The organism is Costertonia aggregata (genome assembly GCF_013402795.1).
GTDB lineage: Bacteria > Bacteroidota > Bacteroidia > Flavobacteriales > Flavobacteriaceae > Costertonia > Costertonia aggregata.
This window is the reverse complement of the sequence record NZ_CP058595.1, coordinates 2,306,976-2,330,383: the sequence shown is the minus strand read 5'-3', so window position 1 is coordinate 2,330,383 and position 23,408 is coordinate 2,306,976. Positions and strand designations below refer to the sequence as shown.

23 protein-coding genes are annotated in these 23,408 nt (G+C 39.4%); 17 read left to right on the top strand and 6 right to left on the bottom strand.

Going from position 1 to position 23,408, the window contains the following annotated elements; all coding sequences use genetic code 11:
- Positions 1 to 70: 70 nt before the first annotated feature.
- The 5 genes from HYG79_RS10635 (at position 71) to HYG79_RS10615 (ending at position 3,178) form a co-directional block, all read left to right on the top strand.
- Positions 71 to 562, top strand: coding sequence for a rhodanese-like domain-containing protein (locus tag HYG79_RS10635; RefSeq protein ID WP_179242072.1), 492 nt, complete (start codon positions 71 to 73; stop codon positions 560 to 562).
- A gap of 69 nt (positions 563 to 631) precedes the next feature.
- Positions 632 to 1,324 (top strand): TIGR04282 family arsenosugar biosynthesis glycosyltransferase, encoded by a 693-nt coding sequence (locus tag HYG79_RS10630; protein WP_179242071.1) that lies wholly within the window; start codon positions 632 to 634, stop codon positions 1,322 to 1,324.
- Positions 1,305 to 2,120: a purine-nucleoside phosphorylase gene (locus HYG79_RS10625; RefSeq protein ID WP_179242070.1), complete on the top strand. Its 816-nt coding sequence runs from the start codon at positions 1,305 to 1,307 to the stop codon at positions 2,118 to 2,120. The genes HYG79_RS10630 and HYG79_RS10625 overlap by 20 nt, the downstream gene beginning before the upstream one ends.
- Before the next feature lie 5 nt (positions 2,121 to 2,125).
- Positions 2,126 to 2,833 carry a TIGR04283 family arsenosugar biosynthesis glycosyltransferase gene (locus HYG79_RS10620; protein ID WP_228027860.1) on the top strand — a complete coding sequence of 236 codons (708 nt, stop codon included), beginning with the start codon at positions 2,126 to 2,128 and terminating at the stop codon, positions 2,831 to 2,833.
- A complete protein-coding gene (locus tag HYG79_RS10615) occupies positions 2,834 to 3,178 on the top strand; it encodes a hypothetical protein (RefSeq protein ID WP_179242069.1) in 345 nt (114 codons plus the stop codon).
- A 39-nt stretch (positions 3,179 to 3,217) separates the two neighbouring features.
- Here the strand turns inward: HYG79_RS10615 and HYG79_RS10610 are convergent, their stop codons facing one another.
- The 6 genes from HYG79_RS10610 to HYG79_RS10585 all read right to left on the bottom strand — a co-directional run bounded on the left by HYG79_RS10610 (position 3,218) and on the right by HYG79_RS10585 (position 9,237).
- On the bottom strand, positions 3,218 to 4,216 hold the full coding sequence (locus tag HYG79_RS10610) for an N-acetylmuramoyl-L-alanine amidase family protein (protein WP_228027859.1): 999 nt from the start codon (positions 4,214 to 4,216) through the stop codon (positions 3,218 to 3,220).
- A 142-nt stretch (positions 4,217 to 4,358) separates the two neighbouring features.
- Positions 4,359 to 5,624, bottom strand: coding sequence for a BamA/TamA family outer membrane protein (locus tag HYG79_RS10605; protein ID WP_179242067.1), 1,266 nt, complete (start codon positions 5,622 to 5,624; stop codon positions 4,359 to 4,361).
- 63 nt (positions 5,625 to 5,687) lie between these two features.
- Positions 5,688 to 6,416, bottom strand: coding sequence for a hypothetical protein (locus HYG79_RS10600; RefSeq protein WP_179242066.1), 729 nt, complete (start codon positions 6,414 to 6,416; stop codon positions 5,688 to 5,690).
- Entirely contained in the window at positions 6,413 to 7,417 is a 1,005-nt protein-coding gene (locus HYG79_RS10595) for a glycoside hydrolase family 113 (RefSeq protein WP_179242065.1), read from the bottom strand. Before HYG79_RS10595 ends, HYG79_RS10600 begins: the two co-directional genes overlap by 4 nt.
- A 46-nt stretch (positions 7,418 to 7,463) precedes the next feature.
- On the bottom strand, positions 7,464 to 8,384 hold the full coding sequence (locus HYG79_RS10590) for a hypothetical protein (RefSeq protein WP_179242064.1): 921 nt from the start codon (positions 8,382 to 8,384) through the stop codon (positions 7,464 to 7,466).
- A gap of 130 nt (positions 8,385 to 8,514) precedes the next feature.
- The gene (locus tag HYG79_RS10585; protein ID WP_179242063.1) at positions 8,515 to 9,237 is read right to left on the bottom strand and encodes a DUF547 domain-containing protein; all 723 of its coding nucleotides are present in this window, start codon (positions 9,235 to 9,237) and stop codon (positions 8,515 to 8,517) included.
- Positions 9,238 to 9,472: 235 nt separating this feature from the next.
- Here HYG79_RS10585 and HYG79_RS10580 point away from each other — a divergent pair, with 235 nt between their 5' ends.
- The 12 genes from HYG79_RS10580 (at position 9,473) to HYG79_RS10525 (ending at position 23,406) form a co-directional block, all read left to right on the top strand.
- Positions 9,473 to 10,819 carry an NAD(P)/FAD-dependent oxidoreductase gene (locus HYG79_RS10580; protein ID WP_179242062.1) on the top strand — a complete coding sequence of 449 codons (1,347 nt, stop codon included), beginning with the start codon at positions 9,473 to 9,475 and terminating at the stop codon, positions 10,817 to 10,819.
- Between the two features lie 27 nt (positions 10,820 to 10,846).
- Positions 10,847 to 12,430: a 4Fe-4S binding protein gene (locus tag HYG79_RS10575; protein ID WP_179242061.1), complete on the top strand. Its 1,584-nt coding sequence runs from the start codon at positions 10,847 to 10,849 to the stop codon at positions 12,428 to 12,430.
- 72 nt (positions 12,431 to 12,502) lie between these two features.
- The gene (locus tag HYG79_RS10570) at positions 12,503 to 12,988 is read left to right on the top strand and encodes a toxin-antitoxin system YwqK family antitoxin (protein WP_179242060.1); all 486 of its coding nucleotides are present in this window, start codon (positions 12,503 to 12,505) and stop codon (positions 12,986 to 12,988) included.
- On the top strand, positions 12,988 to 13,686 hold the full coding sequence (locus tag HYG79_RS10565; RefSeq protein ID WP_179242059.1) for a glycosyltransferase family 2 protein: 699 nt from the start codon (positions 12,988 to 12,990) through the stop codon (positions 13,684 to 13,686). The genes HYG79_RS10570 and HYG79_RS10565 overlap by 1 nt, the downstream gene beginning before the upstream one ends.
- Position 13,687: 1 nt before the next feature.
- A complete protein-coding gene (locus HYG79_RS10560; protein ID WP_179242058.1) occupies positions 13,688 to 15,172 on the top strand; it encodes a cellulose synthase family protein in 1,485 nt (494 codons plus the stop codon).
- A gap of 279 nt (positions 15,173 to 15,451) precedes the next feature.
- Positions 15,452 to 16,879, top strand: a complete 1,428-nt coding sequence (locus HYG79_RS10555) for a sulfatase family protein (protein ID WP_179242057.1) — start codon at positions 15,452 to 15,454, stop codon at positions 16,877 to 16,879.
- A 37-nt stretch (positions 16,880 to 16,916) separates the two neighbouring features.
- Complete coding sequence (locus HYG79_RS10550; protein WP_179242056.1) at positions 16,917 to 18,260, top strand: mannosyltransferase; 1,344 nt, start codon at positions 16,917 to 16,919, stop codon at positions 18,258 to 18,260.
- 236 nt (positions 18,261 to 18,496) lie between these two features.
- On the top strand, positions 18,497 to 19,108 hold the full coding sequence (locus HYG79_RS10545; RefSeq protein ID WP_179242055.1) for a GNAT family N-acetyltransferase: 612 nt from the start codon (positions 18,497 to 18,499) through the stop codon (positions 19,106 to 19,108).
- A gap of 29 nt (positions 19,109 to 19,137) precedes the next feature.
- Entirely contained in the window at positions 19,138 to 20,322 is a 1,185-nt protein-coding gene (gene argG, locus HYG79_RS10540) for an argininosuccinate synthase (protein ID WP_179242054.1), read from the top strand.
- Positions 20,315 to 21,289, top strand: coding sequence for an N-acetyl-gamma-glutamyl-phosphate reductase (gene argC / locus HYG79_RS10535; RefSeq protein WP_179242053.1), 975 nt, complete (start codon positions 20,315 to 20,317; stop codon positions 21,287 to 21,289). The genes argG and argC overlap by 8 nt, the downstream gene beginning before the upstream one ends.
- A 109-nt stretch (positions 21,290 to 21,398) precedes the next feature.
- Positions 21,399 to 22,193 carry a pyrroline-5-carboxylate reductase gene (proC, locus tag HYG79_RS10530; RefSeq protein ID WP_179242052.1) on the top strand — a complete coding sequence of 265 codons (795 nt, stop codon included), beginning with the start codon at positions 21,399 to 21,401 and terminating at the stop codon, positions 22,191 to 22,193.
- 82 nt (positions 22,194 to 22,275) lie between these two features.
- A complete protein-coding gene (locus tag HYG79_RS10525) occupies positions 22,276 to 23,406 on the top strand; it encodes an aspartate aminotransferase family protein (RefSeq protein ID WP_179242051.1) in 1,131 nt (376 codons plus the stop codon).
- Positions 23,407 to 23,408 lie beyond the last annotated feature (2 nt).

Sequence of the window (23,408 nt, the reverse complement as noted above, 5' to 3'; positions counted from 1 at the left end):
GAAATAGAATTGATTCATTACCAAGGACGCTTCTAAAATAATATCTTTGTGCTTACAATCCCAATAATATATGAAATTACTACCAGCCCTTTTTTTATTGCTTTTTTATGTTTCAAGTTTTTCCCAGAGCAAACTTCATAAAACCCTTAAAAAATTCAATACAGAAAGTGTTACGTACATAACGGTAGAGGAGCTATCAAAAAAGGATGATGTGGTATTGCTAGATACGAGAAAAAAAGAGGAGTTCAACGTAAGCCATATCAAAAATTCCATTTGGGTAGGGCACAAAGCTTTTCAAATGGACTCCGTTTATCATAAAATCCCAAACAAAGACCAAGAGATCATAGTCTATTGCTCCATAGGCGTTCGTTCTGAAGATATTGGGGAAGAGTTGATAAAATTCGGTTATACCAATGTAAAAAATTTATACGGTGGTATCTTTGAATGGAAAAACCAAGACCAACCTGTATATAATCTAGACGAAAAAAAAACAGAAAAAGTACATGCCTTTAGCAAGCATTGGGGAAAATTGTTGACTAAGGGTAAGAAAGTATATCGGTAATTTAGAAGAAAAAACGAAATAATTTACCGAGCCAACTTTACACTTGTAAAACTACATAAATCAATACCATTGGGCATATTATCATCACAACCATCAAAGAACGCGCAGGCTATCATAAATTACCGAAATATCACATCGAAAAACCTACTCCTTATTTTTACACGAAATCCAGAACAGGGCAAATGCAAGACCCGTTTGGCCGCTACGGTAGGGGACGAAACAGCATTGGACATTTATAAATTTTTATTGGAACACACTGTTACCATAACGCAAAAGCTCGACTGCGCAAAACAAGTTTGGTATTCCGAAGAGATTTGGGATAATGATATTTGGGACAATACAGTCTTTGACAAAAAACTGCAAAAAGGAGATACCTTAGGAACACGAATGGCCCATGCTTTCCAAGAGGGGTTTGCAGCTGGTTACGAAAAGATTATGATTATCGGTAGCGACATGTTTGATCTGTCACAAAACGATTTTGAAAATGCCTTTCAACAGTTAACTGAAAATGACTTTGTTCTAGGCGCTGCCGAGGACGGCGGATATTATCTTTTGGGAATGAAGATTTTTAAGGCAGAACTTTTTAAGGGTAAAGACTGGGGCACAGCATCTGTTCTGGAAGCCACCCTAAACGATTTAAAAAACGAAACATACCATATTTTGGAAGAAAGAAATGATGTTGATCTTTATGAGGACATAAAAGACGTTGAAGCCTTTTTACCCTTTTTAAAACATATAAAAAATGACACAAAAACAACTTGATGAATCTACCGCTTATTTACAGGGAAAAGGTTTTGAAGCCCCTGAAATAGGTATTGTACTGGGTACAGGTCTGGGAAAATTGGCCGAAGAAATTGAAGACCCCATAGAGGCGCACTATAATCACATACCGTTCTTTCCTCTGGCCACAGTAGAGTTTCATACCGGTAAATTGATCTACGGTAGCTTGGAGGGAAAAAAGACCGTTGTGATGCAGGGCCGTTTTCATTTGTACGAAGGTTATGATTTTTTGGATATTACCTACCCCATTCGTGTAATGCATCAATTGGGCATAAAAAAATTGTTCATTTCCAATGCTGCCGGAGCCATCAACCTTAATTTCAAAAAAGGGGATATCATGCTTATCGAGGATCATATAAATCTTCAGGGCGGATCACCATTGGCCTTTAAGGGAGTTGGTAATTTCGGGGACCGATTTACCGATATGGCCGAACCCTATGATACAACTATGCGAGACATATTGGTAAAAATAGCCGAAAAGGAAAAAATTACCTTGCAAAAAGGAGTATATGCATCTGTGGTAGGGCCCCAATTGGAAACCAAGGCCGAATATAGAATGCTGAAAATTATTGGTGCGGATGCCGTGGGCATGAGTACCGTTCCCGAAGTTATTGTCGCCAATCACCTACGTTTACCCATTGTGGCCGTATCGGTACTTACCGATGAGTGTGATCCAGATAATCTAAAACCCGTAAATATTCAGGAAATTATAGAAATCGCGGGTAAAATCGAACCTAAAATGGTGAGGCTTTTTAGGGAACTGATAAAATCACTGTAAAGATTTTGACAAGGCAAGACACATCAAAAATAAGTATTGTTGTTCCTGTTTTGAACGAAGCCGAATGTATGGGAAAAATAATAGATATTCTCAAAGAACGGAGTTCGCCCAAAAACATACAGGAAATTATCGTTGTTGATGGTGGTAGTACAGATAACACGGTAAATGTTGCCCTAGAAGCTGGTGCTTCGGTAATACATTCCCCAGTAGGCAGGGCCAAACAATTGAACATGGGGGCCAAATATGCCCAAGGGAACATTTTATATTTTTTACATGCCGATACATCCCCACCCTATCGTTTTGACGAAAACATACTAAATGCCATAAAAAAAGACAATACGGTCGGCTGTTTTCAGATGAAGTTTGACAGTGACAGCCGGTTCTTAAACTTTTTTGCCTGGTTTACCCGCATAAACCATATTCTTTGCAGAGGCGGTGACCAATCGCTGTTTATCACCAAAAACCTATTTGAAAAGTCAGGGGGTTTTAATGAAGATTATAAGGTTTACGAGGACAATGAATATATAAGCAGATTGTACAAATTATCTTCTTTTACCATATTGCCACGGCATGTAAAAACTTCCGCAAGGCGTTACGAAGAAAAAGGAGAGATAAAACTTCAATACCATTTTGGTGTGATTCATCTCAAAAACTATCTAGGGGCGGGGCCGGAACAACTATACGATTATTACAAAAGAAAAATAGCCTTATAGATGCCTTATGAATTCTTTTTGGAGATGTTGTACCCATTACCCCTTAGGCATAAGAAAATGTTTGGTGTAGATGCTTATTATATTCGAGAAAAAATAGTTTTTGCCCTTTGCCAAAAAGAACACATGCATCAAGATAACGGTATTTGGATAGCTTCCAAAAAGAAGCATCATCAAAAACTGAATCATCAAGTCAAAGGGCTTAGGAGTATAAAAAGCTACGGCATAAAAACTTGGCTGCTACTACCCGAGGATTTTGATTATTTTGAGGAACAAGCCAATATAGTTGCAGATTTAATCAAAAATAATAGCGAAATTATCGGTAATGTTCCCAAACCCAAACGATGATATAATATTGCAGGTCAAATTTTCATCAAATACAAAACCTTAACGAATTGGACCTATCTCACCACCCTCAAAATCCAAAATAACCCCTTCACTGATCCATTTGGCAAGTGCTTGGCGATTGTCGGGCTCCAAAATTCTTCTTTGGTCTTTTTTATTTCGGATATTCCCAATCTCGATAAACGTCATTGCAGGATGCGTTTTTTTCACTAGATACAGGGAAGTTCTATCTTCGAACGTTCCCGAATAGGTACGGTTGGGCTGGTATTTTTTGTACTTTTTTTGAAAGGTCTTATGAATGCTCTCCGCTAGTTTTTTACCGTTTTTACTCTTTTCATGATGATAAAAAAACACGTCAATATTCTGCCCTTTACTTCTGCTATCTACATGTGTAACGATAAGGCGTTGGTATCTACCCCTGTTTTTTCTGTGCAGATCGTTGATAATATCCACACGTTGCTTTAACCGAGCCAGTTGATTTAAAGGTATTTTTTTATCGCCAAGGGCCACCTCATCATGGTCAATTTTTAAAATACGGTCCTCGCGAATACCGTCATCGGGATCTTGAATAATTATATACACCTCTGCACCGTGGGAGAGCAGTTCCTTCGCAAGTCTTAGGGTTATATCGTAGGCATATTCGTCTTCGGCGATAGAAGTTCCTGCATATTTGGCCATAGCTCCTGGGTCGGGACCTCCATGTCCAGAGACCAAATAATAAACGGCACCTTTGAGCTGCTCGCTTTTTGACAATACCGTTTTATGTACCTCGCCAAAAATAGTGTAGTCTTTTCCTTTTATCTCCTTTATTTCAGAGGATTGTTTTTGAATGGAATCTACCACTGCGACCGTATCCAAAATTATATTTGGGATTTTGTATGTACGTCCTTCATATAAGTGAATACTATCACGAAGATTTTCCAGATTCAATATTACAAAGTCATCGTAAACATCATAAGGATCTACCCCTTGCTTTCGCAACAAGGAAAGAATACCATCACCTTTTTCGGCAAGAACCGTTTTTACCGAATCTTGTGCCATAAGCGGTGCTTGAAAAAGAAAAAAACCGAATAGAAAAATAGAAATCCTGAAATTCATCACTTTACCATAGCATTACCCGTGCCACAAAGGTATACGAACTAAACAAAATTGAAAAATCATTGTTTCGCAGTGCACACAGGTTTCAAAAATATTGTCCTATACCAAAAACAACGCCCCTATCGGCATCTTTTGTGATACCGTACCCATAATCTATCCTAAAAATTGCGTTGAAAATACGTTTGTGAATAAACCGCAAACCCACTCCCGGATATACACGTATATTCTGAGTATCACCAAAATCACTGAAATCACCACCGGGATTTCGCCAAGAACCACCGTCAACGAAAACATTGCTCTGTAACACAAACCAATCTTTGTCAACTAAAGTATGACGATACTCGGTGTTAAAGACAATGGCGCCCGTACCCCTATCAATAGTGTTCCCTACGCCACGTATGTTTAGATTGTTATCTACCGTAAAAGGCGCAAAAGGCGAGTCTACATTACTGGCCAATCCCAAACGGAGTCTACTGGCCCAGTTTCCTTTTTTTCCTATTCTGCGGTAATAGGAAAAATCATTAAAACCTATCCAGAATTCTGGAAGACTTACGTCCGAACTACCTACGTACTGTAAATTCAAAGAGCTCTTGAAACCGTATAGGTATTGATAAAAATAATTTACATCGTCATAATTATAGATTAGCTTGAACAAATGCTTATCTACCTTTAATTCCAACGGAACGCCATCACTTGTTGCCCCCGAAATATATTCATAGTCCTCTGTAAAAAGGCTGCCGCCGACTTCAATCCTATTTCTAAAATTGAATTCGTACAGCCCCAATACTTCCAGACCAGCGTTGTTGTATTTATAATCGGCAGTAGCGTTATCGAAAAAAACCGGTTCTAGCGTAGAAAAACTATTGTAGTTGATTGCCAAGCCTATCTTATCATTAAACAAATACGGTGCCCGCAAGCTAATCCCAAAAGAATTGAATACATCATACTGATAAAAACCTCCTAAAGTAATATTTCTTCCCAAAAGGTTAAATTCCTGTAAGCCCACCCTAAACGCAAAATCATCGTTGGATGAAGTAAAAAGATTGGCAAACGGTATGAGGGTAAAATTTTCCTCGATATTATAAAATACGTTATGTTGCCCGTCATTGGATGAAAACACTTGGTAATAGGCGTGTGAGATAGAGGGCAATCGCTTGAGGAGAATCATATCCTCATCCATAACAAGGGAGTCCAGTGCAATGCCTTCTTTGAGTTTCACCAATTTTTTTATAAAGGCAGGCTTAGTCCTTTCCGCACCTTGAACCTTTAGGTTTACCACTGTGCGCTCTTGAGAATTTCCAAAGAAAAAAACTGAAAGAAATAAGAGCGCTAAAATGGGTTTTGCGGGCATGGGTCGTAAAATGGCAAAAATAAACTTTAGTTGTGACAAAACTATCACGGTACCGTACCTTGCCTACTCAATGGTAAAATCTACTTCGGTAAAGAGATTTACCCAATTATCCTCACTTACCGCCAACATCGTAAACTTATAAGGTTGATTCCGATTTAAGTTCTCGGGTGTACTTTTTGTAATGTTCAAGACCACATTGTCCAATTTATAGAACTGAAAGTTTTTTTCGATGGTGTATGTACCCGAAATGAGATTGCCCAGTTGATCGGATACCACTTGAAAATAGATGACCGTATCGTCATAGGTGCCATCTGTCCAAGAAAAAATAGGCATGTTGGACGATGCATTTATCGATACATTTTGGGGCAAATACTCCGTAGGTTTTGTTTCCTGTTTTAAGCGAATGGGGTTAGATACATGAGTCAAACCGGCCTCATCAAAAGATACTATGGCCCACTTCTCTTTATTTGCGGGTACTTCAAACTTTTTTAGATAACCGTTGAAAACGTCGACCAAGGGAAAATCTACCAAAGTATAGTTATCAAAATCGTTTTTATCCAATCGGGTATCGGTAGTCTCATAATACCTAATATTGGTAGCACCAGGTCTTGGGTATAAAAAAACACTGACCAAATCGTCATTTTCATTACTGGCCGCACATGCGATTACGTTGTCCAGAACTACTTCTTTATTGGCTAGGGAACTTTCAGATACGCTTATATCGTTGAGTTTATCCGTAGAACAACCAAATAAAAGGTATAATGCCAAGAAGCCTGCAAATTTAGACATCATTTATTTTGTTTGTAAAAACCCGATAGTATTTGCTGCGCAGGTTTATTCTGCGGCGTAAATCTGTTGTCCTCGGCACCGCCTGATTTTTCGTGGGCTATGAACCATTTCCACACATAGCCACCGGCAAACCAATCTTCTTCCCAAAATTCTGAAAGAATGGCCTTTTGGGCATTTGCCTGTGCTTTTAAGTTTACTTTTTCTTCATTGCGATCTACCAACCATGGTTTTTTGGCCGTATAATCCATACTGCGATAACCAAATTCAGTAAAAATGACAGGTTTGTTTTTCGCTTTGGACAAAGACCTTATTTTTGTTTTCCATGGTTGCCATCCCGTTTTCAACTCTTCTACCGTAGGTGTCTTTGATTCGGATAATGGAAAATAGGCGTCAATTCCTATATAATCCAGATCGTCCCAAAAAGTGGTTCTCGAGTATTCGTCCCAATTGGCGGCATAAGTCAATTTCCCCTTATATATTTTACGGATTTTTGAAATCAATCTTTTCCAATAGTTAGGCCTAGCCTTTACAAACTGCTCCAATTCTGTACCGATACACAAAATGGCTACATTCGTTTGTTGGGCCAAATCGGCATAGTTTAAAATAAATTTGTCATAAGCGTTTTCAAGTGTTTTCCAATCTTCCTCGGAATCCATTTTCAAAGTCCCTGTAAACTCCCCCCTCCATATCCATATTTGGGGCTTCAACATTACCTTTATACCATTTTGCTGTAACATTTGTATGTACTGCTTGGCTCCCTTGCGGGTTTCCCCATACCACTGCCTTTCGGTATCAAAAATGATTTCGGGCGAATTTATTTCCCGTATAAAACCAAAGGGCATAATGGCGGCATGGTTGGCATGTACCTTTAACACCTCGTTTATCTGTTTTTGCACCACCTTCTCGGGAGCAGCCACAAAACTGACGCCATTTATTTTTTCGTGTACCTGACTTGTGCAGGAAAACTGTAAAAAACAAATCAAACTAAAACCTAAAGCCCTCATTCATTACTGTTTAAGGGCCCAAAAGTAATCTATTTGAAAATAATCCTTAAAAAATAGCCCGTAATCCTATGTTAAAAGTCTCGCCCAAACCCGTATTGTTGCCACGCACAAAATTGGTATACAAAGCCTCTATATTCAATGCATCGGTCAACTGGTATTTGGCACCGCCGCCCAAGGCCGTAAAATCCTGTGCGAAATCATTTCCCAAATCCAAACGCTGCGAGTGTTGCGCCAAAACCAAAACAGTGAATTTGGAACTGGGAAAATAACTCAAAAACAGTCCGGGGTTAAGGTTCAAGCTGTTATTGGCAAAACTTTCTTCCTTGTCGCCCAAATTGAGTTCTGTGGTAAATTCCGAGAACAATTGCCATTTGTCTCCCGGAAACGTATAATCATAGAACAGCCTATTTTGCCATACAAAACCATTTTGCTCCAAGAAGACGCCATTTTCGCTTTCATTGTCAATCAAAGGAATAAAAATGGAACTCTGAATACTAAAATTACTGACCGCTGCAAAGGGTACGAACTTAATTGATGGTGCAATGGCGGTCAAACCAGACCTTGCCGTACCTTCTTCACCATCAAAACTAAAAACGTCCAAAGCGCCCCTATCGGCAATCACATTAGAACGTACCCTGGCAATAAGCCCCAAGTTCACCCTTTTGTTATTGCCAACACCTGTGTAAAATTCAAAAGTGGAGGTGAAAAAAGTTTCTCTGGGCTCCTCACCATCGGAAAAAGTACTTTTTGTTTGCGTGTACAGGTTATTGAACCATTTCAAATCTACCTGACCTTTACCAATCAGTTTGGAAGGGGTATATTGTTGAATATTACTTTGTTTTGGCTCATCCTGTACGATTTCTTCATCTTTCATCTCATTATCATTGGTTTCATCGTCTTGGGCAAAGCTGGCCAAAGTGATGAAAAACAAGCCCAGTAGTATTGCATATTTTCGTTTTGATTTCATGTTATTGTTTATTTAGTTGTTTTTATGACGTAGTTGTATGTTGCCCATCTGTTTTTCAGATTGCGAATCTATTTTCAATAGGCAAATGAAATGAGTCCGTATTATTGTCCGTTTTCCTTTTTTTGGTGTTTTATTTGACTTGGTTCAAGGTCCAATCATAGGGATAGTGGGACACCTTTGCGTTCTCGGGTAAGGGCTCTGTTCTGAATTGATTGATATAATCGACCAAACTTTTTCCGCCTTGCGTGAAATCCCCTTTGTACCACTCGAATATTTGGGAAATCTTCACCTTATTCTTATTGACTTGTATAAATGATGGATTGTTCAATGCCAACTGGGTTTGTTTTTGCAATTGTGCCTCTAAAGTTGATGGCTTATATGCCGTATTGATAATTGGTGGACAACCAAGGCCAGCACAAACGAGTACAAAATGAAAACGAGCCTCCGAAGGGAAGTTTCCGCGCAACAGTTTATTCTCGATGTCGTTCAAGGTTATTTGCTTGCCTCCTATGTCTTGCTTGGTCTTGTCGAAGAATCCGGCTACATCCAAAGGTGATTTTAACGGATAATTTTCTACGATGTTCTTTATGACCAAAAGGTTATAACCGTTTATCCAAAAGGCTTGGTATTCCGATGCATTATCCTTGGGTACGTTAATATTCCTTGCCATATCCAACAATTCATTCAATGCTTTGGGATTACTTTGTATGGCTTTATAATCCACTCTACCGTTCTTTACGTGAGTATTTAAAAAAGTATCTGCCTCTGAAAAGAATGTAGTAGTCTCTTGCGAATGTAAGTAGCTCGTGAAAGAAAGAAACAGCACAGATACTAATGTGATTATATGGTTCATAGGTAAATGGTTTTATTTGTTTAACTCTCGCATAGGTCGAAAGTAATTTCATAACCCTACAAAAAAATATAATCTTTTATGATTTATTTAAGATTTTAAAAATCAGAAACTTACAAGTACGACAACCTATTAAGACCTTACATGATGTACCTGTATTTAAAATCTTTCTAAATTAAATCGTCAAATTAAGTTCTTACATTTAAGGGCGACCTAATAGCATAACAACCTAAACCATATGGAACATATTGTTATTATCGGTAACGGAATTGCTGGCGTGACCGCTGCAAGGCATGTCCGAAAACTTTCCGATAAAAAAATTACCCTAATCTCTGCCGAGACCGATTATTTCTTCTCCCGTACCGCTTTAATGTACGTATATATGGGGCATATGAAATTTGAGCATACCCAACCCTATGAAAATTGGTTTTGGAAAAAGAACAGATTAAATCTAGTGAAAGGGTATGTCAGTAAAGTCGACCCTCAAAACAAAAAACTGGTTTTGGCCGACGGGAATTCCGTCAGTTACGATAAGCTCATTTTGGCAACGGGATCAAAACCGAACAAATTCGGATGGCCAGGTCAAGATTTGGACGGTGTGCAAGGACTCTATTCCAAACAGGATCTGGATTCACTTGAAAAAAACGCACCCAACAAAAACATTTGCAAAAGAGCGGTAATCGTTGGCGGCGGGTTAATCGGGATTGAAATGGCCGAAATGCTCCGCAGTCGCGATATCCCGGTTACTTTTTTAGTGAGGGAAAAAAGTTTTTGGAACGGTGTATTGCCTAGTGGCGAATCGCAAATGATCAATGAGCATATTCAAGAACACCATATTGATCTACGATTGGACACCAATCTGGTTGAGATCATCGCCGACGAAAACGGTCGTGCCAAGGCTGTACTGACCGATAAGGGAGATACTGTTGAATGTAATGTTGTGGGCCTCACCGCAGGGGTTTCCCCCAATGTAGATTTTCTCAAGGATTCTGGAATAGCCTTAGGCCGTGGGGTTAAAGTGAATAGAATGTTGGAAACCAATATAAAGGACGTCTATGCGATAGGGGATTGTGCCGAACAACATGAAGCTATCGGTAACAGGAGACCAATTGAAGCAGTTTGGTACACGGGCAGAATGATGGGCGAGACCTTGGCCCAAACCTTGTGCGGTAATCCCACGGAATATAATCCCGGGCACTGGTTCAATTCTGCCAAATTTTTAGATGTGGAATACCAAACCTATGGTTGGGTCTTCGGTGAACGCGGCATGAAAGAATATGAACAACATTTTCACTGGCGACACGCGACGGAAAAAATATGTATCACAATAGCTTTCAATAAGGATACCGAACAATTTTTGGGCATAAACACCTTCGGCGTTCGAATGCGGCACGAGATTTTTGACCGTTGGCTGACCGAAGAAAGAGAAATCGATTATGTCATGGAACATTTGAAAGATGCCAATTTTGATCCAGAGTTCTACGCACAGTACGAACAGGAAATCATACAGAAATACAATGCTGAACTTGGCACATCGTTGAGGGTCAAAAAGAGAAATTGGAAACGCATATTTGAAAAAATCTAATCACAACACCTAAATATCATAGTAATTATGAACACAATGGATAAAAGTATGTCACTTACAGGGCAACCCCCAAAAGCATTGAATACTGGTCAAAAACTAGCCACTTTGATAGGTATGTCGGGATTGGGAATATTGGTATTGAATTTGTTCAACTTAGATTTTGAGAATAGCGGTTTGTGGCTCAGCATTGCGCTTATAGCCATTTTTGCAGGTGTAGTTTGGTTTTCAAAGGCAGCTTACGCCCACAAGGAAAAAGGTATAAAAAATGATGGGGTATGGTTCAAATCTATCTCGAGCAGAGGGGTACTGGCATGGATTGCCGGTATTGCACTCACAGGATTTTACGTAGTACTTTATTTTTATCCCCAATATCTAGGGTTGGTGAAAGATGGCGAAAATACCGGAGTCATAGCATTATTTGACCCGCTTAGTAAGCTATTGAGCGGCAACCCTGCCAGCCAATGGTTCGTATACGGCACATTATATACGGTAGCGATATTGGCGTTCGGCATAAAATTTATGTGGAAATATCGGCACAACCGGTATGAAAAAATCCGCACGGTAAGCGTCATGTTCTTTCAAACGGCTTTCGCTTTTATCATTCCCGAGATCATGGCCAGGTTAAATGGGGATTTACCGTACTATGACCTAAAAAACATGTGGCCTTTGAACTATTACAATTTTGAGCGTTATCGCATAAACGGTTTTATTGAAAATGGCAATATAGGATTGGCCATGTTGATTTTTGGTATACTTTCCATATTCGTTATCTCCCCTATTTTGACCTATAAATATGGGAAAAGATGGTACTGCTCATGGGTATGTGGTTGTGGTGCCTTGGCGGAAACCGCTGGAGATTCTTTTCGTCAATTAAGCGATAAATCAAAATTCGCTTGGAACGTTGAAAGGTGGGTCGTTCACAGTGTCGTAGTTTTTGTAACCCTTATGACCACAGCGGTAATTTATTCGTATTTGGGTAACGATAGTAGTAAATACTGGTTGACCAAAAGCACTTTTCTTATTGGTGTAGCATCCATTTTAACACTTGTATTTGCTTGGGTAATGATTTTTAAGAGGCAAGAGCTTCAAAAAGATGCAAAATACGGCGCCATAGGATACTTTACGATAATCATTGTACTTATTGGGATGCATGTTTTTAGTGGGGAGGGCAATATCTTTTTATTCAAATCCGAATCGCTGCGCAAAACATACAGCTTTTTGATAGGCAGTATCTTTTCCGGGGTGATCGGCACAGGTTTTTACCCTATTTTTGGCAACAGGGTCTGGTGTCGTTTTGGCTGCCCTATGGCCGCTATTTTGGGATTTCAGCAGCGTTTGTTCTCGAAGTTTAGGATTACGACCAATGGTGGGCAGTGCATTTCCTGTGGCAATTGTTCTACTTACTGTGAAATGGGCATTGATGTACGTGCCTATGCCCAAAAAGGTGAAAACATTGTACGTTCTAGCTGTGTAGGTTGTGGCATATGTTCCGCTGTATGTCCCCGAGGGGTTCTTAAGTTGGAAAACGGACCTCAAAAAGGTAGAATTAACCCGACCGAAGTTTTATTGGGCAACGATGTTGATTTAATGGACTTGGTCAACGATAAATAAAACTACAATTTCAGAATTAAGATTGTCAGTATTCATATGCGTTGCCGACAAATTTGAAAATCGATTCTTACCGTGTTTCTAAAACCTTTATTTGTATTCTTCATCCTTTTTCTTTTTGGCAATGCTGCCGAAGTAAAAAAGACGTATCACAAAGAATATTATCGAACCGGTATACTAAAACTCGAAGGTTGGCTAAAAAACAACCAAAAATCGGGGTATTGGAAATTTTATCATTCTAACGGTAAAATATCAGAGAAAGGGCACTACACCAATAATAAGCGAACTTCATATTGGTACTTTTACGATACAAAAGGACAAATAAAGCAAGAGGGGCATTATAAGAACGGTGGCATGGCAAACTGGTGGCTGTTCTATGACACAAACGGAAAAATAAACCACAAGTGCCAATTGAACAACGGCAAAAAAAATGGCTACTGCCTAAAATATAGGAACGCTAAACTTACATCTGCCCAAAAATATAAAAATGGAAAAAAAATCAAGGAATGGTATAGCTTTGCAAGTTTTAAACGTGAAAATAAATTATCCGACTTAAAATAATGCAAGATTCTCCTCATATTAAAGTCATCATTCCCGCCTTTAACGAGGCAGATTCCATTGCAGAGGTCATCAAGGATATCCCAAAATCGGTTTCAGAAATCATCGTAGTCAACAACAACTCTTCTGACAATACAGTGAAAAATGCCCAAGCAGCTGGTGCTACTGTACTTACCGAGCGTAAAAAAGGATATGGCCATGCCTGCCTAAAGGGTATGGATTACGTCGCACAACAGTCCAAAACGCCGGACATTATCGTATTTATCGATGGGGATTACTCTGATTATCCAGAAGAATTGAACAAGGTGGTCGCACCTATTTTAAACCATGGTTATGATTTTGTTGTTGGCGCCCGGGTAAAAAGATTACGTGAGGATGGAAGCATGACCCCACAACAAATTTTTGGCAATTGGTTGGCTACTTTTTTGATGAAATTACTCTTTAGGGCAACATTTACCGACTTAGGACCGTTTAGAGCAATAAAATATAACAAGTTGTTAACACTGGAAATGGAGGATAAGACTTACGGGTGGACAGTGGAAATGCAGCTAAAAGCCTTAAAAAAGAAGCTGGCATATACCGAAGTACCAGTGCGTTACAAGAAACGAATTGGCGTTTCAAAGGTGTCGGGTACGGTAAAAGGTAGTATATTTGCAGGCGTAAAAATATTAGGTTGGATTTTTAAATACAGTTTTAAGTAAAATGGCACTAACGATCGCATACATCATCATCGCAATTTATAGCATTGCACTGTTACTGATATTTTTCTACAGTCTTGCACAGTTGAACCTTTTGGTAAACTACCTAGGTAATAAGAGGCGTAACCAAAGTGCACCTAAGTTTAATCTTTTAGATGCCAAAGAAGTACCATATGTTACCATTCAACTTCCGGTGTATAACGAAGAGTATGTGATGGAACGTTTATTGGAAAACATAGCCAAGATAGAATATCCAAAAAGCAAATTGGAAATTCAGGTTTTGGACGACTCAACCGATGAATCTGTAATCGACACTGCCAAATGGGTAGAAGACCTACAAAATACAGGACTTGATATTCAACACATTCGCCGTGAAAACCGTCAAGGTTTCAAAGCAGGGGCATTAAAAGAAGGGTTGGAGGTTGCCAAAGGCGATTTTGTTGCTATTTTCGACGCTGATTTCCTGCCTGATAGTGATTGGTTGAAAAAGACCGTAATTTATTTTAAAGACCCGGAAATTGGTGTGGTACAGACCCGTTGGGGACATATCAACAGGGATTATTCCACATTGACCAAAATACAGGCCTTTGCCTTGGATGCTCATTTTACCTTGGAACAGGTAGGCCGAAATTCCAAAGGACATTTTATCAATTTTAACGGTACTGCAGGTATCTGGCGCAAGGAATGTATCTTGGACGCCGGTAACTGGGAAGGCGATACCTTGACCGAAGACTTGGATCTAAGCTATCGTGCTCAACTAAAAAATTGGAAGTTCAAATATTTGGAAGATGTTGAAACTCCTGCAGAATTACCTGTAGTCATAAGTGCCGCTCGTTCTCAACAGTTTCGTTGGAACAAAGGCGGGGCCGAAAACTTTAGGAAAACAGTTTGGAGCGTAATAACCGCTAAAAACATATCTTTCAAGACCAAATTCCATGGTGTGATGCACTTATTGAACAGCTCAATGTTCTTATGTGTATTTATCGTTGCATTGTTAAGTATACCGATGTTGTACATTAAGAATATGTACGGTCATTTAGGTTGGGTTTTTGAAGCTACCAGTTTCTTTATTTTAAGTACCATTATCCTTTTCGTATGCTATTGGTTTACCTATAAAAGCATACAAGGAAGTGGCTTCAATAGCTTTGTGGATTATATACGTATTTTCTTTACTTTTTTCTCGGTCGCCTTAGGATTTTCATTACACAACTCCATTGCAGTTTTGGAAGGCCACATGGGCAAACGCAGTGAGTTTGTACGAACGCCAAAATTTAATATCAATAGTCTTACCGAAAGCTGGAAAGGCAATAAATATTTAGCCAAAAAGCTATCCCCGAACATGATTTTGGAATTTGCGCTTATGGTCTATTTTCTATTTGGAATGTACAGTGCCATACCGTTAAACGACTTTGGGCTTTTCCCCTTTCACTTTATGTTGTTCTTGGGCTTTGGTTTTGTATTCTTCAAATCCCTTACCGCAAGGGCATAAAGATTTAAAAAATTAAATTATAAAACGGGTAGCATCTGCTATCCGTTTTTGTTTTGGCGTAACTATTATTTTTGTCAGGAATTTCCATGGTCATATCATCAACGACCGTATTTGAAGCTTAACTTGGATTGATTTATAAATCGCTTATGAATAAATCCCCGCACATTCACCAAACAGTACTACATAGTAAAAATCCCTTGTAAATTTTTTGTTGATTTCCCTTATCTTACGGTTAACAAACATATACAAACCAACCCAAGGCGATAAAATCAAAAATACATGAAAAAAAAATTGCTTCTTTTAGCCATACTTTCATTGGTTTTTCTTTCTTGCAAGAATGAACTTCCCGCTAAAAACAAACAGCCGAACGTCATCATTGTTTTTACAGATGACCAAGGCTATCAAGATGTTGGTGTTTTTGGTTCCCCCAACATTAAAACCCCTCATTTGGACCAAATGGCAAAAGATGGCATTAAGCTTACCAATTTTTATGCAGCACAGGCCGTGTGTTCTGCCTCCCGTGCCGGACTTTTAACAGGATGTTACCCCAATCGTTTGGGTATACATGGCGCTTTTATGCCCAATAGTAAAAAAGGACTGAATACAACCGAAACCACCATTGCAAAAATGTTAAAAGAAAAAGGGTACCGTACCGCAATTTATGGGAAATGGCATCTAGGCGACCACCCCGATTTTATGCCCAATAACCATGGGTTTGATGAATATTTCGGCATACCTTATTCCAATGACATGTGGCCCTTACATCCGCAGCAAGGTCCAATTTTCAATTTTGGCCCACTGCCCTTGTACGAGAATGAAATGATTGTCGACACGTTGACCAACCAATCTTTGTTGACCACACAAATTACAGAGAAAAGTGTAGAGTTCATTACAAAAAATAAGGGAAATCCATTTTTTTTGTACGTGGCACATCCCCAACCCCATGTACCCTTGTACGTTTCGGATAAATTCAAGGGAAAATCCGAACGGGGTCTGTACGGGGATGTGATTATGGAAATAGACTGGTCTGTAGGTCAAATAATGAGCACTTTGAAAAAATTGGACCTAGCAGAAGATACGCTCGTGATTTTCACATCGGACAATGGCCCTTGGCTCAATTATGGGGAACATGCCGGTAGCGCACTTCCGCTAAGGGAAGGAAAAGGCACTGCCTTGGAAGGCGGACAAAGGGAACCTTGTATCATCTATTATCCAAAAAGAATCGAACCGGGCAGAACTATCGAAACTCCCATGATGAACATTGATATTCTGCCTACTCTCGCAGAAATCACCCATGCCAAACTTCCAAAAAATGTAATCGACGGAAAAAGTGTATGGGATATTTGGACGGGAAAGTCCACGAAAAGTCCTCAAGAGGCCTATTACTTTTACTATCATGTAAACGAGTTGCACGGAGTACGATATGATAAATGGAAAATGTACTTCCCCCATACCTACAGGACCTTAAACGGTCGAGAAGGAGGCAAAGATGGTATTCCGGTAGCCTATGAACAAGATTCGATTACCGAAATAACATTATATGACTTATCAAAGGACCTTAGTGAAACCAAAAATGTAGCAAATGAAAATCCCGAAGTTGTACAGACCATAAAATATTTGGCCAATACTATGCGAACCGAACTTGGCGATGCCTTAATCGGTATTGAAGGAAAAGGAACTCGACCCGTTGGACAAATAGAGGAATAAATCCCTTACATTAGTCATAACAAACAACCTGAGCAAAATGCCCAATACAATTGTGACATATCTGAAACTGCATAAAGTTTCGATAGTATTGGCATTATTGAGTTCAATTTTCTATTACACCTTTGCCTACCATCTGGAACGAACCGATTTTATAAAGCTCCTAGCTTTGTTTGCAGCATTATTTGTTTTATGCTTTAAACTGGTACAGTTCGAAAAATGGAATTTTAGGTTTTTGCTCGCCATAGGCATTGCGTTTAGGGTATTGTTTATTGTTGCGGAACCCAACCTATCACAAGATTTTTATCGTTTTATCTGGGATGGCGAATTGGTAAGCCATCTAGTAAATCCGTATTTGAGCGTCCCCGATGTTCTGATAGAACAATCGAATCTAGCGGTTGCCAATGCTCAGGAACTATATGCGGGCATGACCCGTTTAAGTACCAAAAACTTTAGTAATTATCCGCCTTTGAACCAACTCATTTTTGGTATGGCCGCATTGTTAGGTGGTAAAAGCATCTTAGGCTCTGTTATGGTCTTGCGGGGTACCATTATTTTGGCAGACGTTGGTATTTTCTATTTGGGAAGAAAGCTCTTAAAAAAACTTAACCGCTCACCACACCTTATTTTTTGGTATTTTTTAAATCCGTTGGTCATTATTGAACTTACCGGAAACCTGCATTTTGAAGGTGTGATGCTGTTCTTTTTTGTTTGGGCGCTATATCTATTATCCGTTAATAAATGGCAATGGGCGGCAGTGGTTTATGCTTGTTCGATTTCGATGAAACTCGTTCCTCTTTTATTTCTCCCCCTTTTCTTGAAGCATTTCAACTTCAAAAAAGCGGTTGTATTTTATCTGATTATCGGAACGACTTCCCTTCTGCTCTTTGCGCCTTTTTATTCATCTGAATTCATTACCAATTATTCCAAAACAATAGGACTCTGGTTTTCCAACTTCGAGTTTAACGCAGGTTTATATAACGGTATCAAGCAAATCGCCCTTCAATTCGATGCCAAACCATGGGAATTGATCAAAACCTATGGGAAAATCACTCCTATTGTGACCATTATCGCAGTTCTGCTTTTCACCTTTCTAAGAAAAAATGAAAAACTATCAGTGCTCATTACCTCTATGCTATGGGTGTTGACTTTGTATTATTTTATGTCCGCGACCGTGCATCCGTGGTATGTTATTTTCCTTGTGGTATTGACCGCATTTACGAAATTTAGGTATGCGTTCATTTGGTCGGCGGCCATTGTTTTAAGTTATTACGCCTATTCATCGGCGGACTTCAAGGAAAACCTATGGTTGTTGGCGATTGAGTATATTGCGGTTTTTATCTTCTTGATTTACGAATTGGTTGCATATCGTAACAAAACTTGAAATTTTTGTAAAAATTTTTATTGGAATTAGGTGAGTTCAATATAATTTGTACATTTACAATGTAATGAACGCACAAATCAACATTTTCACTCCTACGAGCATCACTGCTCCCGTACGTACGTTCGCGCCCCGTCGCCGTCGCCCGTAAGGGTACTATACATTTCATGGAACTAGGTGAGTCCAGTTCCGCATCAGAAAATCACATTTTATTTTTTATCCATTAAAAAATCATAGCAATGAACATTGTTGTTGCTAACACATCACATTTCAAATACGCACAGATTATTTGCGATACCATTGCCGATTCAGCCAAAGTGCGCGGTACGGGAATTGCCAAGCGTACCCCGGAATACATTCGGAAGAAATTGGAAAATGGCAACGCCGTTATCGCTTTGGATGGCGATACGTTTGCCGGTTTTTGTTATATTGAAATTTGGGGCCATGAGAAGTATGTTGCCAATTCGGGACTAATCGTGCATCCTGATTTTCGGGGAAAAGGACTTGCAAAAAGTATCAAACAGAAGATTTTCGAGTTGTCAAAGAAAAAGTTTCCCGATGCAAAAATATTCGGGATTACCACAGGACTGCCCGTTATGAAAATCAACTATGAATTGGGCTATAAACCCGTGACCTTCTCTGAACTGACCGATGATCCAGAATTCTGGAAAGGCTGCCAAACCTGCAAAAATTTTGATGTGCTAACAAGAACGGAGCAAAAAATGTGTCTGTGTACAGGTATGTTATACGACCCAGCTACCAAATCAAAGAACAAGAAAGTGAATGGTAAAGCATTTAAAAGATTGAAAAGTATAAAAGAGAGTTTATTCCTTAAGAAAAAAACAAAATAACACCACTGACAGTTTAGATTTATAAGAAAATGAGCAAATTAGTTTTAGCATACAGCGGCGGATTAGACACCAGTTACTGCGCCAAATACCTAAGTAAAGAAAAGGGATACGAAGTACATGCCGTAAGCGTGAACACTGGGGGGTTTTCATCAGAGGAAATTAAATCCATTGAAGAAAAAGCGCTGCAACTGGGAGCAACTTCCTACACTTCAATTGATGCGGTTCAGACCTTCTATGAAAAAGTAGTCAAATATCTCATCTTTGGAAATGTCTTGAAGAACAATACGTATCCGTTATCCGTCAGTGCAGAGCGAATTGTACAAGCGATAGAAATCGTAAACTATGCGAAAAAGGTCGGTGCCAAATATATCGCTCACGGAAGCACGGGAGCCGGTAATGACCAAGTACGGTTTGATATGATTTTTCAGATTATCGCTCCTGAAATTGAAATCATTACTCCTATACGAGATAACAAATTGGCACGGGAAGAAGAAATAGAATATCTCAAACAGAACGGAGTTGATTATCCCTGGGAAAAAGCTAAATACTCTATCAACAAAGGTCTTTGGGGAACTTCCGTAGGTGGTGATGAAACACTGACTTCTGACAAACCATTGCCCGATGCTGCTTATCCAAGTCAATTGCAAACAAAAGAACCATCTGAAGTAAAACTGACTTTTGAAAAAGGAGAATTGGTTGCCATTGATGGTCAAAAAGACAATCCGGTCGCAAATATTGAAAAACTTGAGGTCATGGCATCCAAATATGCCATCGGAAGAGATATTCATGTAGGTGATACGATAATCGGCATCAAAGGCCGGGTCGGTTTTGAAGCTGCAGCGGCACTCATCATTATCAAAGCGCACCATTTGTTGGAAAAACATACGCTATCGAAATGGCAACAATTTCAGAAAGAGCAACAAGGTAATTTCTACGGAATGTTATTGCACGAAGGCAACTATCTAGACCCCGTAATGCGAAACATAGAGGCATTTTTGACCGACACGCAAAAAACCGTTTCAGGTGATGTTTTCGTGGGTTTATACCCATTTCAATTTAGATTGAATGGAATTTCCTCAAAACATGATTTGATGAATGCCTCCTTTGGAAGCTATGGCGAAATGAACAAAGGGTGGACAGCCGATGAAGCGAAAGGCTTCATCAAAATACTTTCGAATTCAGGAAGAATTTATAATCATGTAAACAATGATTAAAGCAGGAATAATAGGTGGTTCAGGATATACGGGAGGCGAATTGATCCGAATTCTTTTGCATCATTCGGAAGTTGAAATCGATTTTGTCTACAGTACAACACGTGCAGGAAAAGCAGTTTCTTCGGTACATGCTGATTTGTTAGGTACTACGGATTTGAACTTTACAGGAGATGTAAACTCCGATGTAGATGTGGTTTTTCTTTGCTTAGGGCACGGTAATTCAACTAAATTTTTAGGTGAACATCAATTTTCGGAAACAACCAAAATCATTGATTTGAGTAATGATTTTAGATTACAAAAAGATGCCACTTTAAACGGGAAGAACTTTATCTACGGATTGCCCGAGCTCAACAAATCAAAAATCAAGAAAGCCAATTATATCGCAAATCCGGGTTGCTTTGCGACTGCCATTCAGTTAGGTTTACTCCCATTGGCCAAAGCGGGATTACTGGATAAGGACATACATGTGAATGCTGTGACCGGAAGCACCGGGGCAGGTGTTAGTCCATCCGGCACCACACATTTCAGCTGGCGAAATAGCAATGTGAGTTGGTACAAACCTTTTACCCATCAGCATTTAGGGGAAATCAATGAAAGTTTGAATTCATTACAACCCAATGTTGGCGAGGTGTTTTTCCTTCCCAATAGAGGTAATTTCACTAGAGGTATTTTGGCAACGGCATACACCAAATTCAAGGGAGATTTGGAAGAAGCCATAAAGCTATTTAAGGATTTTTATACCGATGCAGAATTCACGCAAATGGCATCAGAACCCATCCATTTAAAACAAGTAGTGAATACAAATCAATGTCATATTCATTTGCACAGGCATGAGGACACTTTGTTGATCACATCAGCCATAGATAATCTCTTAAAAGGAGCATCGGGCCAAGCAGTTCAGAATATGAACTTAATGTTTGGGTTTGAAGAAAGCGAAGGATTACAATTGAAAGCGGGGGTGTATTAGGCCCCCTCTAGCTCCCCAAAAGGGGAGAACTTATGAAAAAAAGTGAAAATAAAAGTTAAACTTTAAAACCACCCCATTATATTCTCCCTTCGGGGGCTAGGGGCTTATTATGAAAATAGCCATCATAGGAACAGGAAACTTAGGATTGTCCATCGCAAAAGGTGTATTGCACAGCAACGGAGCCACGAGTATGTACATGACCAAAAGGAATGTAGAATCCATCAAAGCGTTTGAAAGCTACGGAAACGTAACGGTCACTTCAGACAATCGAGAGGCAGTTCAAAATTCCGACATCTTGATTTTTGCAGTACAACCTGGTCATTTTTCACAAATCTTAAAAGACATCAAAGACTTGCTAACCGAAAAACATGTGGTCATTTCGACCATCACGGGATTCAGCATTTCAAAGATTGAAAGTATCATCGGAACGGATAACTATGTCATAAGAAGTATGCCGAATACGGCAATTTCCGTTGGGAAATCAATGACCTGTGTTTGTGCCAATGAAATGGGCAAGAAGCGTATTGATTTGGCAAAAGCGATTTTTAATAGAATGGGGCATTCCTTGGAAATTCCGGAAGAGAAAATGCAAGCAGCTACCGTTATCTGTGCAAGCGGCATCGCCTTTTGGATGCGCCTTATTCGTGCCACAACACAAGGTGCGATCCAATTGGGGTTTGATGCCAAAGAAGCGCAAGAATTGGCCATGCATACCTGCAATGGAGCAGCAAGTTTGTTGATTGAATCAGGCAATCATCCCGAAGAAGAAATTGACAGGGTTACCACCCCAATGGGTTGCACAATTAAAGGCTTGAATGAAATGGAACATCAGGGACTAAGTTCCTCATTGATTCGCGGAATCGTAGCCTCTTTTGATAAAATAACGGAGTTTAAAACAAAATAAAATGCGAAGTCAGAAGTACGAAAAAAAGTACAATAGCACAACAAAACTCCGGATTTGAACTTGACACTTGAACTTATAAATTATGAACCTTTTCGATGTATATCCACTTTATGATGTGACTCCTGTTTCCGCAAAAGGAATCGTTGTTATAGATGACAAGGGACAAGAATATCTTGATTTTTACGGGGGTCATGCGGTGATTTCCATAGGGCATTCCCATCCACATTATGTGAAACGATTGAAAGACCAATTGGATAAAATTGGCTTCTATAGCAATGCGGTTCAAAATCCCCTGCAAAAAGAATTGGCAACTAAATTGGGACAACTTTCAGATTGTGAGGATTACAATTTGTTCTTATGCAATTCGGGTGCCGAGGCCAATGAGAACGCTTTGAAAATGGCCTCTTTTCATACAGGTAAAAGTCGGTTGATCGCTTTCAAAAATGGTTTCCATGGACGAACTTCTGCCGCAGTAGCAGCTACGGATAATGAGAAGATAAATGCTCCGCTCAATAAACAACAAAAGGTTACTATTCTTCCCTTAAATGATACTTCTGCCTTCAAAACAGAAATCGAAAAAGGAGATGTTTGCGGAGTCATCATTGAAGCGATTCAAGGCGTTGGAGGATTGGATGAACCATCCACCGCATTCTATCAAGAAATCGCACGACTCTGTAAAGAAAACGAAGTGGTATTGATAGCGGACGAAGTTCAATCCGGATTTGGAAGAAGTGGTAAGTTCTTTGGATTTCAGCACCACGGAATCCAACCTGACATTATTTCCATAGCAAAAGGAATGGGCAACGGCTTTCCGGTCGGAGGAATTTTGATTCATGAAAGCATCAAAGCTTCATACGGATTATTGGGCACTACTTTCGGTGGAAACCACCTCGCTTGTGCCGCTACGATGGCAGTTCTAGAAATCATGGAAAAAGAAAACCTGATTGACAACGCTAAAAAGCTAGGTAAATATTTTAATGAAAAAGCAGCAGCAATCCCATTGGTAAAACGAACTAAAGGAAGAGGATTGATGTTGGGACTTGAATTCGATTTCGAAGTAGCCGAACTCCGCAAAAAACTGATTTACGACCAACATCTATTCACGGGTGGGGCAAAAGACAAATACGTATTGCGGATTTTACCAGCCTTAAATATTACGAAAGAAGATTTAGATGTTTTCTTTGAAAAATTAGAACTAGCACTCAGCGAATAACA